This is a genomic window from Paenarthrobacter sp. OM7 (assembly GCF_029873575.1).
Taxonomy (GTDB): domain Bacteria; phylum Actinomycetota; class Actinomycetes; order Actinomycetales; family Micrococcaceae; genus Arthrobacter.
The window spans coordinates 4,451,559-4,465,780 of the sequence record NZ_CP123579.1; the positions used below are offsets into that span (position 1 = coordinate 4,451,559).

General features: G+C 63.3%; 17 protein-coding genes. 5 read left to right on the top strand and 12 right to left on the bottom strand.

Features of this window, described 5'->3' with window-relative positions; genetic code table 11:
- Window positions 1-9: 9 nt before the first annotated feature.
- The 5 genes from QEH68_RS20540 to QEH68_RS20560 all read right to left on the bottom strand — a co-directional run bounded on the left by QEH68_RS20540 (window position 10) and on the right by QEH68_RS20560 (window position 3,769).
- Window positions 10-357, bottom strand: coding sequence for a hypothetical protein (locus tag QEH68_RS20540; protein ID WP_280624748.1), 348 nt, complete (start codon window positions 355-357; stop codon window positions 10-12).
- Window positions 358-512: 155 nt separating this feature from the next.
- Window positions 513-767: a hypothetical protein gene (locus tag QEH68_RS20545; RefSeq protein WP_280624750.1), complete on the bottom strand. Its 255-nt coding sequence runs from the start codon at window positions 765-767 to the stop codon at window positions 513-515.
- Window positions 768-855: 88 nt separating this feature from the next.
- Window positions 856-2,229, bottom strand: a complete 1,374-nt coding sequence (locus tag QEH68_RS20550) for an NAD(P)(+) transhydrogenase (Re/Si-specific) subunit beta (protein WP_280624752.1) — start codon at window positions 2,227-2,229, stop codon at window positions 856-858.
- On the bottom strand, window positions 2,226-2,573 hold the full coding sequence (locus QEH68_RS20555; RefSeq protein ID WP_280624754.1) for an NAD(P) transhydrogenase subunit alpha: 348 nt from the start codon (window positions 2,571-2,573) through the stop codon (window positions 2,226-2,228). Before QEH68_RS20555 ends, QEH68_RS20550 begins: the two co-directional genes overlap by 4 nt.
- On the bottom strand, window positions 2,573-3,769 hold the full coding sequence (locus QEH68_RS20560; protein ID WP_207595449.1) for a Re/Si-specific NAD(P)(+) transhydrogenase subunit alpha: 1,197 nt from the start codon (window positions 3,767-3,769) through the stop codon (window positions 2,573-2,575). The genes QEH68_RS20555 and QEH68_RS20560 overlap by 1 nt, the downstream gene beginning before the upstream one ends.
- A gap of 185 nt (window positions 3,770-3,954) precedes the next feature.
- Between QEH68_RS20560 and QEH68_RS20565 the strand changes: the two genes are divergently transcribed.
- On the top strand, window positions 3,955-4,566 hold the full coding sequence (locus QEH68_RS20565; RefSeq protein ID WP_280624756.1) for an NADPH-dependent FMN reductase: 612 nt from the start codon (window positions 3,955-3,957) through the stop codon (window positions 4,564-4,566).
- Between the two features lie 121 nt (window positions 4,567-4,687).
- The gene (locus tag QEH68_RS20570; RefSeq protein ID WP_280624757.1) at window positions 4,688-5,146 is read left to right on the top strand and encodes a hypothetical protein; all 459 of its coding nucleotides are present in this window, start codon (window positions 4,688-4,690) and stop codon (window positions 5,144-5,146) included.
- 8 nt (window positions 5,147-5,154) lie between these two features.
- Here QEH68_RS20570 and QEH68_RS20575 read toward each other — a convergent pair whose 3' ends face one another.
- Window positions 5,155-5,859 carry an HAD family hydrolase gene (locus tag QEH68_RS20575; protein WP_280624759.1) on the bottom strand — a complete coding sequence of 235 codons (705 nt, stop codon included), beginning with the start codon at window positions 5,857-5,859 and terminating at the stop codon, window positions 5,155-5,157.
- Window positions 5,849-6,130 carry a hypothetical protein gene (locus QEH68_RS20580; protein ID WP_280624761.1) on the bottom strand — a complete coding sequence of 94 codons (282 nt, stop codon included), beginning with the start codon at window positions 6,128-6,130 and terminating at the stop codon, window positions 5,849-5,851. Before QEH68_RS20580 ends, QEH68_RS20575 begins: the two co-directional genes overlap by 11 nt.
- 114 nt (window positions 6,131-6,244) lie before the next feature.
- Between QEH68_RS20580 and QEH68_RS20585 the strand changes: the two genes are divergently transcribed.
- On the top strand, window positions 6,245-6,886 hold the full coding sequence (locus tag QEH68_RS20585) for an NAD(P)-binding domain-containing protein (RefSeq protein WP_280624762.1): 642 nt from the start codon (window positions 6,245-6,247) through the stop codon (window positions 6,884-6,886).
- 200 nt (window positions 6,887-7,086) lie between these two features.
- Entirely contained in the window at window positions 7,087-7,869 is a 783-nt protein-coding gene (locus tag QEH68_RS20590; RefSeq protein ID WP_280624764.1) for a VOC family protein, read from the top strand.
- Here the strand turns inward: QEH68_RS20590 and QEH68_RS20595 are convergent, their stop codons facing one another.
- Both QEH68_RS20595 and QEH68_RS20600 read right to left on the bottom strand, forming a co-directional pair.
- Window positions 7,870-8,754, bottom strand: coding sequence for a PaaX family transcriptional regulator C-terminal domain-containing protein (locus QEH68_RS20595; protein ID WP_207595455.1), 885 nt, complete (start codon window positions 8,752-8,754; stop codon window positions 7,870-7,872). It abuts the gene before it with no gap.
- A gap of 85 nt (window positions 8,755-8,839) precedes the next feature.
- Window positions 8,840-9,220: a hypothetical protein gene (locus QEH68_RS20600; RefSeq protein WP_280624766.1), complete on the bottom strand. Its 381-nt coding sequence runs from the start codon at window positions 9,218-9,220 to the stop codon at window positions 8,840-8,842.
- 172 nt (window positions 9,221-9,392) lie between these two features.
- On the opposite strand from QEH68_RS20600, the gene QEH68_RS20605 reads away from it, so the two are divergent.
- A complete protein-coding gene (locus QEH68_RS20605; RefSeq protein ID WP_089596882.1) occupies window positions 9,393-9,926 on the top strand; it encodes a hypothetical protein in 534 nt (177 codons plus the stop codon).
- A gap of 109 nt (window positions 9,927-10,035) precedes the next feature.
- Here QEH68_RS20605 and QEH68_RS20610 read toward each other — a convergent pair whose 3' ends face one another.
- The 3 genes from QEH68_RS20610 to QEH68_RS20620 are packed head-to-tail and all read right to left on the bottom strand — an operon-like array spanning window position 10,036 to window position 14,212.
- Window positions 10,036-10,452 carry a thioesterase family protein gene (locus QEH68_RS20610; protein ID WP_280624771.1) on the bottom strand — a complete coding sequence of 139 codons (417 nt, stop codon included), beginning with the start codon at window positions 10,450-10,452 and terminating at the stop codon, window positions 10,036-10,038.
- Window positions 10,453-10,460: 8 nt separating this feature from the next.
- The gene (locus QEH68_RS20615) at window positions 10,461-11,819 is read right to left on the bottom strand and encodes an aromatic acid/H+ symport family MFS transporter (protein ID WP_207595458.1); all 1,359 of its coding nucleotides are present in this window, start codon (window positions 11,817-11,819) and stop codon (window positions 10,461-10,463) included.
- A 2-nt stretch (window positions 11,820-11,821) separates the two neighbouring features.
- A complete protein-coding gene (locus QEH68_RS20620; protein WP_280624774.1) occupies window positions 11,822-14,212 on the bottom strand; it encodes a bifunctional salicylyl-CoA 5-hydroxylase/oxidoreductase in 2,391 nt (796 codons plus the stop codon).
- Window positions 14,213-14,222 lie beyond the last annotated feature (10 nt).

Genomic DNA, 14,222 nt, shown 5'->3' on the forward strand with positions numbered 1-14,222 from the left:
CCACAGCGTTCAGTCCTGGTCTATCTTCTCGAGGAGCTTCCCCAGGGCATCCCGGATGTCGTCGTAGTCGTACTGGCCGGCCCTGCTCTCGGCGGCGATCACACCACAGCGGTGGATCTTCGTGAAATCACCGATGGGGAACTTGTAGTGGCTCTTTTGGTCATCCGGGTGGTCGTCGTCCACCCCGAGGAACCACTTGGAGTATTCGGCGTGCCCGTGCTTGTCCAGGAAGGCATTTTCGTCCTTGGAGGAGGGCGCGTGCTCACTCCAGTCGTCTCGGGTGTCCTTGACCACCTTGCCGTCCGTGACCAGGCGCTTCGCATGGTCAAAGGCCTTTTTGTTGAGTTTCACTGTCATGGCGCACCTCGCTGGGGTTGGTGGCTTGGGCTGAATCCGGCAGCTCGTGCAGCCCAGCATAGGACGCCGGCGGACGGGTGGAAAGGCCGTTGGGTCGGAGGGTCGGAATGGCAGCCCCGGCGCTCAGGCTCAGCTACCGCGCACAGCCATAGCGGTCAGTCCACCAGCCGGATCCTGAGACCGGTCCCCCGCTCTTTCTCCACCAACCTCCGCTCTATGGGCCCGCTTTGAGCAAGCCAGAGGACTTTGCCGTCATAGGTGACGGACTCCACGCAGCCTTGATCCACTACCTCGTTGTACCGCCAGACCTCCACCGTCTGGCCCACGAGGACCCGCCAATTGGTCACGGCCCTGCCTTCGATGTGGCTGAAAGGCGTCCCGGTCGACGATTTTTTGTTGCTGTCCTTCACGTCAATGACTCCTAGCGGTGCTTGACAAACTGTCTGTAAAGACTTGTGCCGCCACGGGCCAGTACATGACGCGGTTCGCGGGTTTTTCCTAGAGTCCCTTCACCGCGCCCAGGACCTTGGTCAGTGAATCCTTGGCATCTCCGAACAACAAGGTGGTTTGGGGTTCGTAGAGGAGTTCGTTTTCGATACCGGCAAATCCCGGACGCATGGAACGTTTGAGGAATACCACCTGCCGGGCGTCGGCAACTTCAAGGATGGGCATTCCGTAGATCGGTGAGCCGGAGGTGGTCTTCGCGGCAGGGTTGACGACGTCGTTGGCGCCCACCACCAATGCAACATCGGCGGTCTTGAATTCGGAGTTGATATCGCCCATTTCCTTCAACGATTCGTAGGGCACGTTGGCCTCAGCCAGCAGCACGTTCATGTGTCCGGGCATACGTCCTGCCACGGGATGGATGGCGAAATCCACGTCGATTCCGCGGGCTTCCAACGCCAGGGCGAGCTCGGCCGCGGTGTGCTGTCCTTGTGCGACCGCAAGCCCGTATCCCGGCACAATGATGACCCGCTGGGCATAGCCGAGCAGCACTGCAACGTCCTCTGCGCTGGAGGACCGCACTGGCCGCTCGCTCACTGCGGTGGATCCTGCCGTCGAGCCACCTTTGAAGGCGCCGAACATGATGCCAGCGACACTCCGGCCCATCGCCGCCGCCATGGCCCGGGTCAGGATGGTGCCCGAGGCTCCCACCAACGTTCCGGCGACCAGCAAAAGAACATTGCCCAGCACCAGCCCCGATGCCGCGACAGCCAAGCCGGTGAAGGCATTCAGGAGCGAGATGACGATCGGAACATCCGCGCCACCCACCGGAAGAACCAAGAGGATGCCGGTAACAAGACCCAGGACCAACAGCACCAGCGCCACCGCGAGCGAGCCGTTCAGGATCACCACCACACCGGCACCCACCGCAGCCAGTAGAACCACTGCCATCAGTGCGGGCAGGCCCGGGAATGTGACGGGGCGGGTGGTCATGAGCCCTTGGAGCTTGGCGAACGTGACACCGGAACCGGCGAAGGACACCGCACCGACCAGCAGCGTAAAGACGATGGCCAGGCGAACCCAGGGATCGTCTGAGTGGGAGAGTTCCAGCATGGCAACAAGCGCAGCAGCACCACCACCAACACCATTGAAGAGGGCCACGAGCTGTGGCATTTGCGTCATCTGCACGCGGCGGGCCACCGGCGCCGCCACACCTGAACCCACCGCAATGGCACCGAGGATCCAGGGAACGTTGTCCAACTTAACGGAGACAAAAACCGTGACCACGGCCAACAAGGCGCCCAAGGCGCCAATCAGGTTGCCGCGACGGGCCGTTTTCGGTGAGTTCAGCCCCTTCAGCGCGAGGATGAAGCACGCCGCCGCAGCCAGGTAGAGGAGTGCCGTCCACGTGGGATTGAGCAGCGTCACGGTTGGCGCTCCTTCGTCACGGCTTCGGCGGAGCCCGGACCAGCCGGCTCAACTTTCGACGGCGGCCGTTGCCTTCCGCGGAACATCTCCAGCATGCGGTCGGTCACCACGAATCCGCCCACTAGGTTGGCCGTGGCAAGGACGACAGCCAACAAGGCTACTGCCAGCACCCACGGGTCAGCAGCCTGTCCGGCAACGATGATGGCTCCCACCAGGATGATGCCGTGGATGGCGTTCGCGCCGGACATGAGCGGCGTGTGCAGGGTGCTGGAAACCTTGGAAACAACCTCGAAGCCCACGAACACGGCCAGCACGGTGATCGTCAGCAGGCTCATGCCATCCATCAGCGCACTCCTTCAGTTCCGGGACGGGTTGTGCCAACGGGTGCTGTTTCGCCTGCGAGCGCCGTGAGTGCCTCCGCGGTGGGTGCGTGCCTGACTTCGCCGAGGTGGGTGAGGCAGGTGCCCGCCACTACTTCGTCGTCGAAGTCCGGGGAGACCGTCCCGTCTTTGGTCATGAGCGCCAGCAGATTGGCCACGTTCTTGGCGTAGAGGCGGGAGGCGTCTGCGGGCATCGCGGAGGCTGGGTCCTTGATTCCCACCAGTGTCACGAGCCCTTGGCCGTCAGCGGTGGGCACGGGGATGTCCTGCCCTGGGATGCTTCCCTCAACATTCCCGCCGGACTCGGCCGCCAGGTCCACTACCACGGAGCCGGGGCGCATACCCTGCACCATCTCGCGGCTCACCAGGAGCGGCGCCCTTCTGCCGGGAACAGCGGCGGTGGTAATCAATACATCGGCTTGGGCAACGTGCGGTGCCAGGAGTGCCCGCTGCAACGCGCCACGGTCTGCGCTGAGTTCGCGGGCGTATCCACCGGATGCCTCGGCGGTTTCCAGGTCCAGTTTGATGAACGTGCCGCCCATGGACGCTACTTCGTCCGCCGAAGCCGGGCGGATGTCGTTGGCGGAAACCCTGGCCCCGAGCCGCTTGGCTGTGCCGATCGCCTGCAGTCCTGCAACACCTGCACCCAACACCAGCACCTTGGCGGGCGGGATGGTCCCGGCCGCCGTCATGTACAGCGGGAAGAACCGGGGCAAACGCATGGCCGCCTCGAGGACGCAGCGGTAGCCGGCCACCAGGGCCTGCGAAGTGAGCGCATCCATGGATTGGGCGCGGGAAATACGGGGAACCAGCTCGAGGGCAAAGGACGTGATTCCACCTGCGGCGAGCGCCCGCACCGTAGGCAACTCCGAGGACGGCGACCCCAACCCGACGGTGACCGAACCCCGGCGGAGGGCTCCCGCCGTCGACGGTTCCATGGGACGTACGTGGCAATAGACATCAAGCGATCCGAGAACCAACGACTGCACCACAGCGGCGCCCGCCGCCCGGTAGTCCTCGTCGCCATGCCCGGACGCCAGCCCCGCACCGGACTCGATCTCAACCTCCAGCCCCAACCCCACCAGCTGCTTCACCGTTTCCGGCGTTGCGGCCACACGTCGCTCACCGTCGAGCCTCTCGCGCGCTATGCCTGCTTTCACCCGCCACCCCTTTTCCGGAATTCTCCAGAACTCAGTTGGCATGAGTCTATGACCGCAAAGGTCCCGGCGGGAGTAGGGGCTGCGCTATGTGCATAAGTCAATTAGGGTCGGTAAGAGCTGGGGCAACCAGTCACCACACCGTCGACGAGCCGGTTCCGGCCGTGCCGTCGGAAAGGAACGCCGCAATGGACACTTTCAAAATCGGTTACTTCGTCGGAAGCCTGGCGAGCAATTCCATCAACCGGGTCCTCTCCAAGGCGCTCATCAGCGTCGCGCCTTCGGAGCTCGAGTTCCATGAGATCGCCATCAAGGACCTGCCTCTTTACAGCTCGGATTACGACGCCGATTTCCCGCCGGCGGGCCGGGAACTGAAGGATGCCATCGCCGCATCGGACGGCATCCTGTTTATCTCCCCTGAGTACAACCGCTCCATTCCGGGCGCGTTGAAGAACGCCATCGACTGGGGTTCGCGCCCATGGGGCACCAACTCATTCGCCAGGAAGCCCACGGGAATCATCGGCGCATCGCCAGGCGGCATTGGAACGGCGGTGATGCAGTCGTCGATGCGCAGCGTGTTGAGCTTCCTGGACGCGCCGCAGCTGAACGCACCTGAGGCTTACATCCGCTTCGTCGCAGACGCGTACGACGACGACGGGTCAGTTAAGGACGAGGGAACCGCGGCCTTGTTGCGGCATTACATGGAGGAATACAGCGCGTTCGTGCAGCGTGTCCTCACAGCCAACGCCCCGGGCCACATCGGGGACCAGGAACCGGATTCCGCCAAGCTCACGCGGTAGAGGCCGGTGGGTGCGGGTTACGTCCCCCCGGTGGCTGCACCGGCGAAATCACCCACCACCACGGTTTAGTCAGTATCCTTACGAGTACGAGGATTCACGCCCCTAAACCTTGGAGGTATCGATGTTTCGAAGATTAGCCACCACTACCTTGGCCGTGGCCCTTTTCGCAGGGTCCATGCTCCCTGCAACGGTCGCAGCCAACGCGGCGCCAGCCGTCCAGGGCAGCGCGGTCCAAGGCAGCGCGGTCCAAGGCAGCGCGGTCCAAGGCAGCGCGGTCCAAGGCAATGTAGCCGCCACGACACCGACACCCACAGCGGATTCCACCAACCCCTCCGGCCCCTCGACGCAAACACCAACCAACCCGGCACCATCATCCGGGGCTCCCAGCTCGCCGAATCCGGCAGGTAGTGGGCCCGCCAATCCGGGGACGGGAGAATCGGGCCCCCAAGAGCAGACCCGCACCGACGCCACGCCATGGGTGCTGGCCGGAGTAGCCGCAGTCATCATCATCGCCTTGATTATCTGGACCGCGCGCAATCGGCGCGGGCGGGACAAGGGGATCAGCGACGAGCCGCGCTAGGCGACGGGCTACGCCTTGGGAGCGCCCGCCGCCAACCGGCCGATGATGCTGCTTTCCAGGTGCTCCAGCAGGTGCCGCGGATTGTCATAGACCTCTGCGGCACCTGCGTCACGCAGCTCCGCCTCACTGATTCCGCCGCAGGTCAGGGCAATCACGGGAACACCAATGGCAGCGCCGGCCATGACGTCCCAGACTGCGTCGCCAACAAAAACTGCATCCTCCGGGCTGACGTCAAGCTTCTCCAGGCAGGCGATCAGGATGTCCGGCGCGGGCTTGCTCTCCTTGGCGTCGTTGGAGCTGGTCCACGCATCGATGGAGGATCCGGCGTCGAGGATGTGCCTGCTGACCTCGAGGTCCCGCTGTTGTGCTGACGACGCCAAGCCCACTGCCAGCCCTGACTCAGAACACGCTGAGAGGAGGTCGCGGACGGAGTCGAAGGGCCGCAGCGTAGGCCAGAACGTTGAGAACACTGCGCTGTGGGCTGATTTCAGTTCTTCCTGCAGGTCTTCGGTGCAGTCAGGTACAAGGCTCTGGATCAGGCGGTCGCCTCCCATACCCACCCGCCGATGGATGGCGGACATCTCTATGTCCAAGCCTTCACGCCGGAACGCCTGCCACCACGCCATGGCGTGGAAGTAGCTGGAATCAATCAGCGTGCCGTCCACATCGAAGAGGACCCCGCGCGTCTTTGGTGATGCTGAATCAGATGTCATTACCAACCACCTTCGGCTTGGTCTGGATGCCCTGCGCCGCAAGGGCAGGATCGGTGACTGGTTCCTCGAGCATGAGGACGGCATACCGCTCGGGGGATCCCGTTCGCAACAGGCCCGTCCCGGCCACTTCCCTCATGGCAGCGACTCCATCAACAGCCTCGTCCAGCGAGGAAAAACGTTTTGAAAGCCCCATCAATTCGTCGCTGCCGTCCAACACCAGAATGCGAAATCCTCCGTCGGGGGTCTCTACCAGTTCCAAATGACCGGCCATACCGACCTCCTTGCCTCAACAACCCACCCCATAGTAAGACTACTTAGTATAGGGCTGATCGACATATTTCGTCACGCGGGAATTAGGCGCCTGCAACTTCTTGTTGGCACGGACATGACAACAATCGGAATCATCGGTGCAGGACACATTGGCAGCCAGGTTGCACGCAAGGCCGTGGAATTGGGCTATGACGTCGTGATCAGCAATTCACGGGGACCCGAAACACTCGGCGAACTCGTCGCGGAACTGGGGCCGCGCGCCCGTGCCGCCACGGCAGCCGAGGCAGCAGCGGCGGGCGATTTCGCCGTCGTGACCGTGCCCCTCAAGAACTATCAGAGCATCCCGTCAGAGCCGCTCGAGGGCAAGATCGTCATCGACACCAATAACTACTACTGGGAACGCGACGGCCGCATCCCCGAGCTGGACAACGGCGAAGCCACCACGTCCGGCCTGCTCCAGAAGCACCTCCCCACGTCCAAAGTGGCCAAGGGCTTCAATCACATCTTCGCCAAGGACATCACCACCGACGGCACCCCGGCCGGCACGCCCAACCGCCGCGCGCTGGCCACCTCAAGCGACTTCCCGGAAGCCGCCGAGCTGGTTACCAAGCTGTACGACGAATTCGGCTTCGACACCGTCAACGTCGGCCCGCTGGAGGACAGCTGGCGCGTCGAACGCGACCGCCCAGCGTACGTCATCCGGCAGACCGCCGTCGAGCTCCAGGACAACCTCGCCAAGGCGACCCGTACGGTCTAAACCAACAACGCACGACGGCGGGCAAGCGGCTGGCGCTTGCCCGCCGCCTTGTTCTGGGCTGCTCCCCTGAAAAAGGGGATGGAAACGGTGTCATAAACCGGGTCCGTGGCGCACTTTATGGGTGGCTGCTTCCTCAGGTGCTTGGCGCATCAGGCACCTGGGGAAGCAGTTGCCCCCAGCGCCCCGACCCGAGGAGTCCCATGTCCACCAAGATTTCGAGCTGGCCCGCCGCAACCCCCCTGTGGGTGGACCTGGGTGTTGACGACCTTAATGCCGCGAAGACTTTCTATGGAGACCTTTTTGGTTGGGAGTTCGTGCCAGTTGGCATGGAATCCGGCGACTACGTCCTGGCTCATCTGAGGGGCCGCGCCGTGGCCGGACTGGGCCCCAAACAAGATCCCGGCATGCCCACAGCCTGGACCACCTTCCTGGCCTCTGACGATGTTGACCTCACAGCGAAAAAGATCGGCACGGCCGGAGGGCAACTCCTGGCCCCGCCCTTTGATGTCATGGAGTCCGGCCGCATGGCCCTGGCCACCGACAGTGCCGGTGCGGCGTTCGGCGTCTGGCAGGCCGGCACCCACATCGGCGCTGAACGCGTCAATGAGCACGGCTCCCTGTGCTGGAATGAACTTCACACCCGCAACTATTCCGCGGCCCGCTCCTTCTACTCGGAGGTCTTCGACGTCAGCTACCAGGATGTCACCGAAGAGGGCTTGGTCTACTCCACCTTCCGCCGCCCTTCGGACGGCCGGGAAGTGGGCGGGATGCAGCACGACACCGCACTTCCAGAAAACGCGCCCAACCACGGGATGACCTGGTTCGCCAGCGATTACGTGGCGGGGACGGCAACCCGGGCCGTCGAGTTGGGCGCAACCCTGCTGGGCCCCGTGGCGGAAACCACCCTGGGCCGGATGGTGGTGGTCCGGGCGCCGCAGGGTGAAGTGTTCGGCGTCATCGACGCACCGCGGACCAGCGACTAATCAGGCTGCTGCGGGGTCCAGGGCTTCCGCGATGACCTCGTGGGCGTGGGCCGCGGCCAAGGGTGCCGCCAGACGATGAACTGCCTGGAACGTCCTCCGCACCGCCGGACCGTGCCATTCCGGCGGAAGGTAGTCGGTGGGGAGGTTTGGGTCGCGGTACGGGAACTTACGCCACATGGTGAGCATGGGAATGTAATAGCGGAAGGCGTCACGGCGCAACTCTTCGGTGGAATCAGCCAGAGCCCTCTCGGGATCGTCGCCTACCTTCTCCGTCCATTGCTGCTCCGCACCTTCGTACAGCCCAAGGAACTCGGTGAATTGCTCATCGAGCTCCTTGAGGTCCCACCATTCCGAGATCTTGGGTCTCATGGGACCGTCAAAAACGTAGTCGCTCCGGAACAGGTCCACGAACTCAATGAGCCCCCCGGCGGTAAGCCGCTCCCGGGCTTGCTCCAGCTTGTGGGCCGGCGCGATCCACACCCCGTTGGCCACCGAACCGAACCCCAGGGCCAGCAGCGCGGAACGGAGCTGGTGACGGCGGTTGCGCATGGATTCCGGCACTGAGAAAACAGCAAGGACCCACGTGTCCACCGGGGCGGGCGGTTCCGGTGCGAAGATCCGCCGGTCGCCCTCACGGAACACATCGCTGATGGACTCGGAGATCTTGTACTTGGCGATTCCACCCTCGCGGACACTCTTCAGCACGCCCTTGGCCTTGAGCCTGGAGACCGACGACCTTACGCCCGGAGCGTCATAACCGAGCGAACCCAGCATGGAGATCAGCGCAGAAACCGGCAAAGCATCGCCCGCGTTCCGGCCATAGAGGCCGAAGATCGTAACGAGCAACTGCTGGTGGCGCACCGGGGGTGCCGGGACGGCGAACATCGAAGGATCCTCATTTCCGCGCCCCCAATCAGGCGCCAGTCCAGTTCATCATAGGTGCGGTGATGGTCCCCGCCGATGTTCCGGATCAGCCCAGCGAAAGAAGAAGGAAGAGGATTGCGAGTACCAGCGCCACAGGAGTCATGACGAAACGCTCGGGCTTGCTGCGTGAGATCGCATTCATGACGACGCCCAAGGTGAAGTAGCCGGTGAGGACCCACATGAAAACCCCGGTAAAGGATTGGTTGACCAGCACCGGTACGAGGCCGGCCTGCGCCAAAGCCGTATAGCCGAAGAGGGCGTACAGCAGGATGGAGACGATGCTTCCGATCCTCAGTTTCCGCGGCAGGACGTCATGCTGTCCGCCCCAAGCGAATCGTCCAATAGGCGCGCCAGCAACCAAAGCCACTTGGAAAACGGCCAAACAACCAAGGATTATGCACGCGAGAATCGCGTAGAGCTGCTCCACCGGCTAAGCGTAACCGCCCGGCGCCGCACCGTCCGCGAACCTGACATGAACGCGGAACGAAAAATCCATTACGACTGGCCGCATCTTTGTAAGCATGCTTACTATAGATGGACGCTGTTCGAGGCCCCACGCCTCACAAGGTTCTTTCCGTATCAACGACAGGAAGCACATCATGGCAGGAAATCTCGTAGCCCGTTCCCTTCACGACCTCACCGCCGCGGCATGGTTCGGCGGCTCGCTGATGGGGGCCATCGGACTGAACGGTGCCGCAGCAGAAGCCAAGGATCCCACCGAACGCACCCGCCTCTCAAGCAAAGGCTGGGGTAAATGGGCTCCCGTTCAGACAGCAGCGTTCGCCGGACACCTGGCCTCGGATCTGGCCATCGCTTGGGAGAACAAAGGCCGGATCGCCAAGCAGGACAACGTGGCCGCAAACACTGTCTATAAGACTGTGGTGACTTTGGCGGGAGCTGCCGTCACCTTGTACGCAGGTGTTGTTGGCAAGAAGGTTGATGAGCTCTCGGGCGAGGGCGCTGAGGGTGCCACCGAACCCCGCGCCGGCGCGTCTGACGAGTTGAAGGCCGCCCAGACGCAGCTGAAGGCGCTCCAGTGGGCCATTCCTGCATTCGCTGCCTGGGTGATCATCCTTGGTGCCAAGCACGGCGAGATGCAGCGGCCCAAGAACATTCTGAAGGGCCTGCGCTAGCCACCCGCCCGCGCACCCCACCCCGCGAAAACCCCCAGCCCCTCGCTGGGACGGCAGTAGGTGACAGTCCCAGAATCCGGCGTTGTCACCTACTGCCATCCCGGCGGGGCTATTCGGTAATTCGCCCGGCACGTTCCGCCTTGACGGCGCGGACCAGATCTTCCGGCCAAGGCTGCGCCGACGTCGCGCCTTGGGGGACATACGCGGTGGTGACCGTCCCGTACGCGGCGACATCACCGGCGTCGGACGTTACCTCGAAAGCCAGCGTCAGCGAGGTTCGGCCAAGCGCACTGACCTTCACGGTGGCGGTGATGCGCTGGCCGAACCACAGCTTGGCCTTGTAATTTACCACCTGCTGGACGCGGGGAGCGCTGGGGAAATAGTCCGGCAACTCCAGCGAACGGAAGAGCTCGGCCTCCGCAGCCTCAACCCAGCGCAGGATGGCCGAGTTGTGCTGGTGTCCGGAGGCGTCGGTGTCCACCCATTCCACCGTCCGCTCGACGCACGCCTCCGGAAACCTGTCCATGCTGGCTCCTAGCGGGCGCTGACGGTGGCGTCGTCGGGATCAACGTCGACGACGCCGACGGGCACCTCAGGCTGTGGTTTGGGAATCATCGCCACAGCACCGGCTGCCAGTACTGCGATGCCGGCGAAGATCGCAAAGTTGGCCTCGAAAGGCAACTTGGAGCCTGCGATCCAGCCGCCGATCAACGGCCCGGAGATGGCACCCAGACGGGCGAAGCTCAGGGCCCAGCCCGTTGCCGTGCCACGGACCTTGGCCGGGTAGTAGTCGGCGATGTACCCGGTGAGCACCAGTGACGTGGAGATGGAACCGACACCGGCGAAGGCGACGAACAGCAGGTTGACCACCATGGTGTTCGGGAAGACGAGCAGCATGATGCCCAAGCCGCCCAGAATGTAGAACACCACCAGGATGAGCTTCTTGCCGTACTTGTCTGCGGCACGGCCCAGGAGCAGGCCACCGATCGCGGAAGCAAGGCTGAAGACCAAGAGGAAGGTCAAGGAAGATCCGAGGTCATAACCGGCCTTCTTCATGATGCTTGGCAGCCAGGTGTTCAGGCCATAGACGAGGACCAGGCCGCAGAAGAGCGAGATCCAGAAGAACACCGTGGAGCGCAGGTACTTTCGCGAGAACATGGTGGTGATGGTTTTCCACCAAGGATCCGCCTGTACACCTGCTTTGGGAGCCACGGCAACAACAGGCGTGTAGTTGGAGATGTTCAGCTTGGTGGCCAGTGCCTTGGCCTCGGTCTTGCGGCCCTTGGATTCCAGGAATTCCAATGACTCGGGGAGGAACTTCCAGATGATCGGAATCAGCACCACTGGTGCTGCGCCGATGGCGACGACGGCACGCCAGCCACCCATGGGGAGGACGAACAGGGCGGCCAGCGCAGCTGCGACGATGCCCAGTGAGTAGCCGGAGTACATGAGGCCGTAGTTGTAGGAGCGTTTGTTAGGCGCCGAGTATTCAATGGTGAGGGCTGCTGCCACCGGGATGACACCGCCCATGCCCAATCCACCGATGAGCCGGAACAGCCCGAAGAGCTCCGGTGTCGGAGCCCAGGCAGCACCGGCCTGGGTGAGCGTGAAGATGGCCATGGAGGCCAGGAGCATCTTCTTGCGTCCCACGAGGTCGCTGAGCGTACCGATGAAAAGGGCACCAATAAGCATGCCAATCAAGGCATATGAGCCCAGGCCGCCCAAGGCCAGCGGGCTGAGGTTCCATTCCTTGTACTCGGCAAGTGCCGGAAGGATGGCTCCGAGGACGCCGACGTCGTAGCCCTCGGCGAGGATCGCGAGCCAGCAGCAGAACAACACCAGGCCGGTGGTCTTCTTGGGCACGTTCCAGTTGTTGACGGGTGCGGTGGCCATGGCTACTTCACCAAAACCGATGCGGTGGCGGACTCGGGGGTCCAGCGGAGGTGGGTATTGGCCTCTTCGATGTCCGCTTCCTTCAGCAAGGACAGACGCGGACGAACGGCGTCAGTGCGGGAGCTGGGTGGTTTCCGGCGACCGGCACGGAACTGCGGGATCCAGTCAGCGCCGGGCCCTTGGTACTCCTGCTCGGCGGCGGCGTGGAGGGTCCACTGGGGATCGTAAAGGTGCGTGCGGCCCAACGCGATAAGGTCCGCGCGGCCTGCGAGGAGGATGGAGTTCACGTCGTCGTAGGTGGAGATGGCGCCGACGGCGATTACCGCCACGCCTGCCGGTACGGCCACTTCCTGACGGATGCGGTCCGCGAACGGTGTCTGGTAGCTGCGGCCGAAGGCGGGCTTCTCTTCTTTGGCGACCTGACCGGTGGAGACGTCCAAGCCGGCAGCGCCGTGTGCCACGAAGGCGCGGGCGATTGCCACGGAATCGTCGGAAGTGTTGCCACCCTCGATCCAGTCAGTCGCGGAGATGCGCACCGTCACCGGCTTGCCGGCGGGCCACGCCGCGCGAACGGCGTCGAACACTTCCAGCGGGAACCGCAGCCGGTTCTCCAGGCTGCCGCCGTATTCGTCGGTCCGCTTGTTGGACACCGGCGAAAGGAAGGAGGACAGCAGGTAGCCGTGGGCAGCGTGGATTTCGAGGAGGTCGAAGCCTGCCTCGTCGGCGCGGACCGTGGAAGCGACGAACTCCGCCTTGATGGCGTCCATGCCGGCGCGATCCAACTCCACGGGAGTCTGGTTCTCCGTGCTGTACGGCAGGGCTGAGGGCCCGACGGTGGTCCAGTTGCCGGACTCGAGCGGCTGGTCGATGCCTTCCCACATGAGCTTGGTGGAACCCTTGCGGCCTGAATGACCCAACTGGGCACCGATCTTGGCGGTGGAACGGCTGTGGACGAAGTCCACGATTTCCTTCCAGCTGTCACGCTGTTCGTCCGTGTACAAGCCGCTGCAGCCGGGGGTGATCCGGCCTGCTGCGGAGACGCAGACCATTTCGGTCATGACCAGGCCGGCACCGCCCAGAGCTTTGGAGCCGAGGTGGACCTTGTGGAAGTCGCCCGGGATGCCGTCCGTGGCTGAGTACATGTCCATGGGGGAGACCACAATGCGGTTCTTCAGCTCCAGCCCGCCCACACGGAACGGCTGGAACATAGCCGGAGCCACCTCTGTGAGTCCCTGGGATTCTGCGAAGTCGCGGTCCACGGCGTCAGCGAACTCCGGGTCACGCAGGCGCAGGTTTTCCTGCGTGATGCGGCGGCTGCGGGTCAGAAGGTTGAAGGCGAACTGGGTGGGGTCCTGGTCCTTGTACTGCCCGATGCGCTCGAACCATTCAAGGGATGCCTGCGCGGCACGCTGGGTGGATGCGACCACAGGCCGCCTTTCGGCTTCGTATGCCGCCAGTGCGGATTCAACATCCGGGTGCTCATGCAGGCAAGCGGCCAGCGCCAACGAGTCCTCCATGGCCAGCTTGGTGCCGGACCCGATGGAGAAGTGGGCAGTGTGGGCCGCGTCGCCCAGCAGCACCACGTTGTTGTGGCGCCAGTTCTCGTTGCGGACCGTGGTGAAGTTGATCCACTTGGAGTTATTGGTCAGGACCTCGTAGCCGTTGAGTTCCTCGGCAAAGATCTCGCGGATCTTGGCGATGGCCTTCTCATCCGAGACACCGGGAGGGAAGACCTCGTTGGCGGTCTCGTCGAAGCCCGCGGCGTGCCACACGTCCTGGTGCATTTCCACAATGAACGTGGAGCCCTCATCCGAGTAGGGGTAACCGTGGATCTGCATGACGCCCCACTCGGTTTTCTTCACGAAGAACTTGAAGGCCTCGAATACCTGGTCCGTACCAAGCCACATGAACTTGTTGGTCCGCATGTCCAGGTTTGGCTTGAACGAGTCAGCGTACTTGGCGCGAATCTGCGAGTTGATGCCGTCCGCGGCAAGAACAAGGTCATAGTTGGCTTCGAGTTCCTCAACAGCAGGAGCCAAGGTGCTGAAGCGCACGTCCACGTTCAGTTCGATGCAGCGGCGCTGCAGCAGTTCCAGCAATTCCTTGCGGCTCATGGCAGCGAAGCCCTGTCCGCCCACTGTGATCATCTGGTCACGGAAGTGGATGTCGATATCGGACCAGCGGGCGAAACGGCGGCTCATGTACTCGGCCACCACGGGATCGGCGTTGCCGATGCCGCCCAGGGTCTCATCGGAAAAGACGACGCCGAAGCCAAAGGTGTCGCTGGCAGCGTTGCGTTCCCAGAGAGTGATGTTGTGGGACGGATCCAGCTGCTTCATCAGTGCTGCGAAGTAGAGACCGCCGGGGCCGCCTCCGACAATTGCGATTTTCATGGTGTTGCTC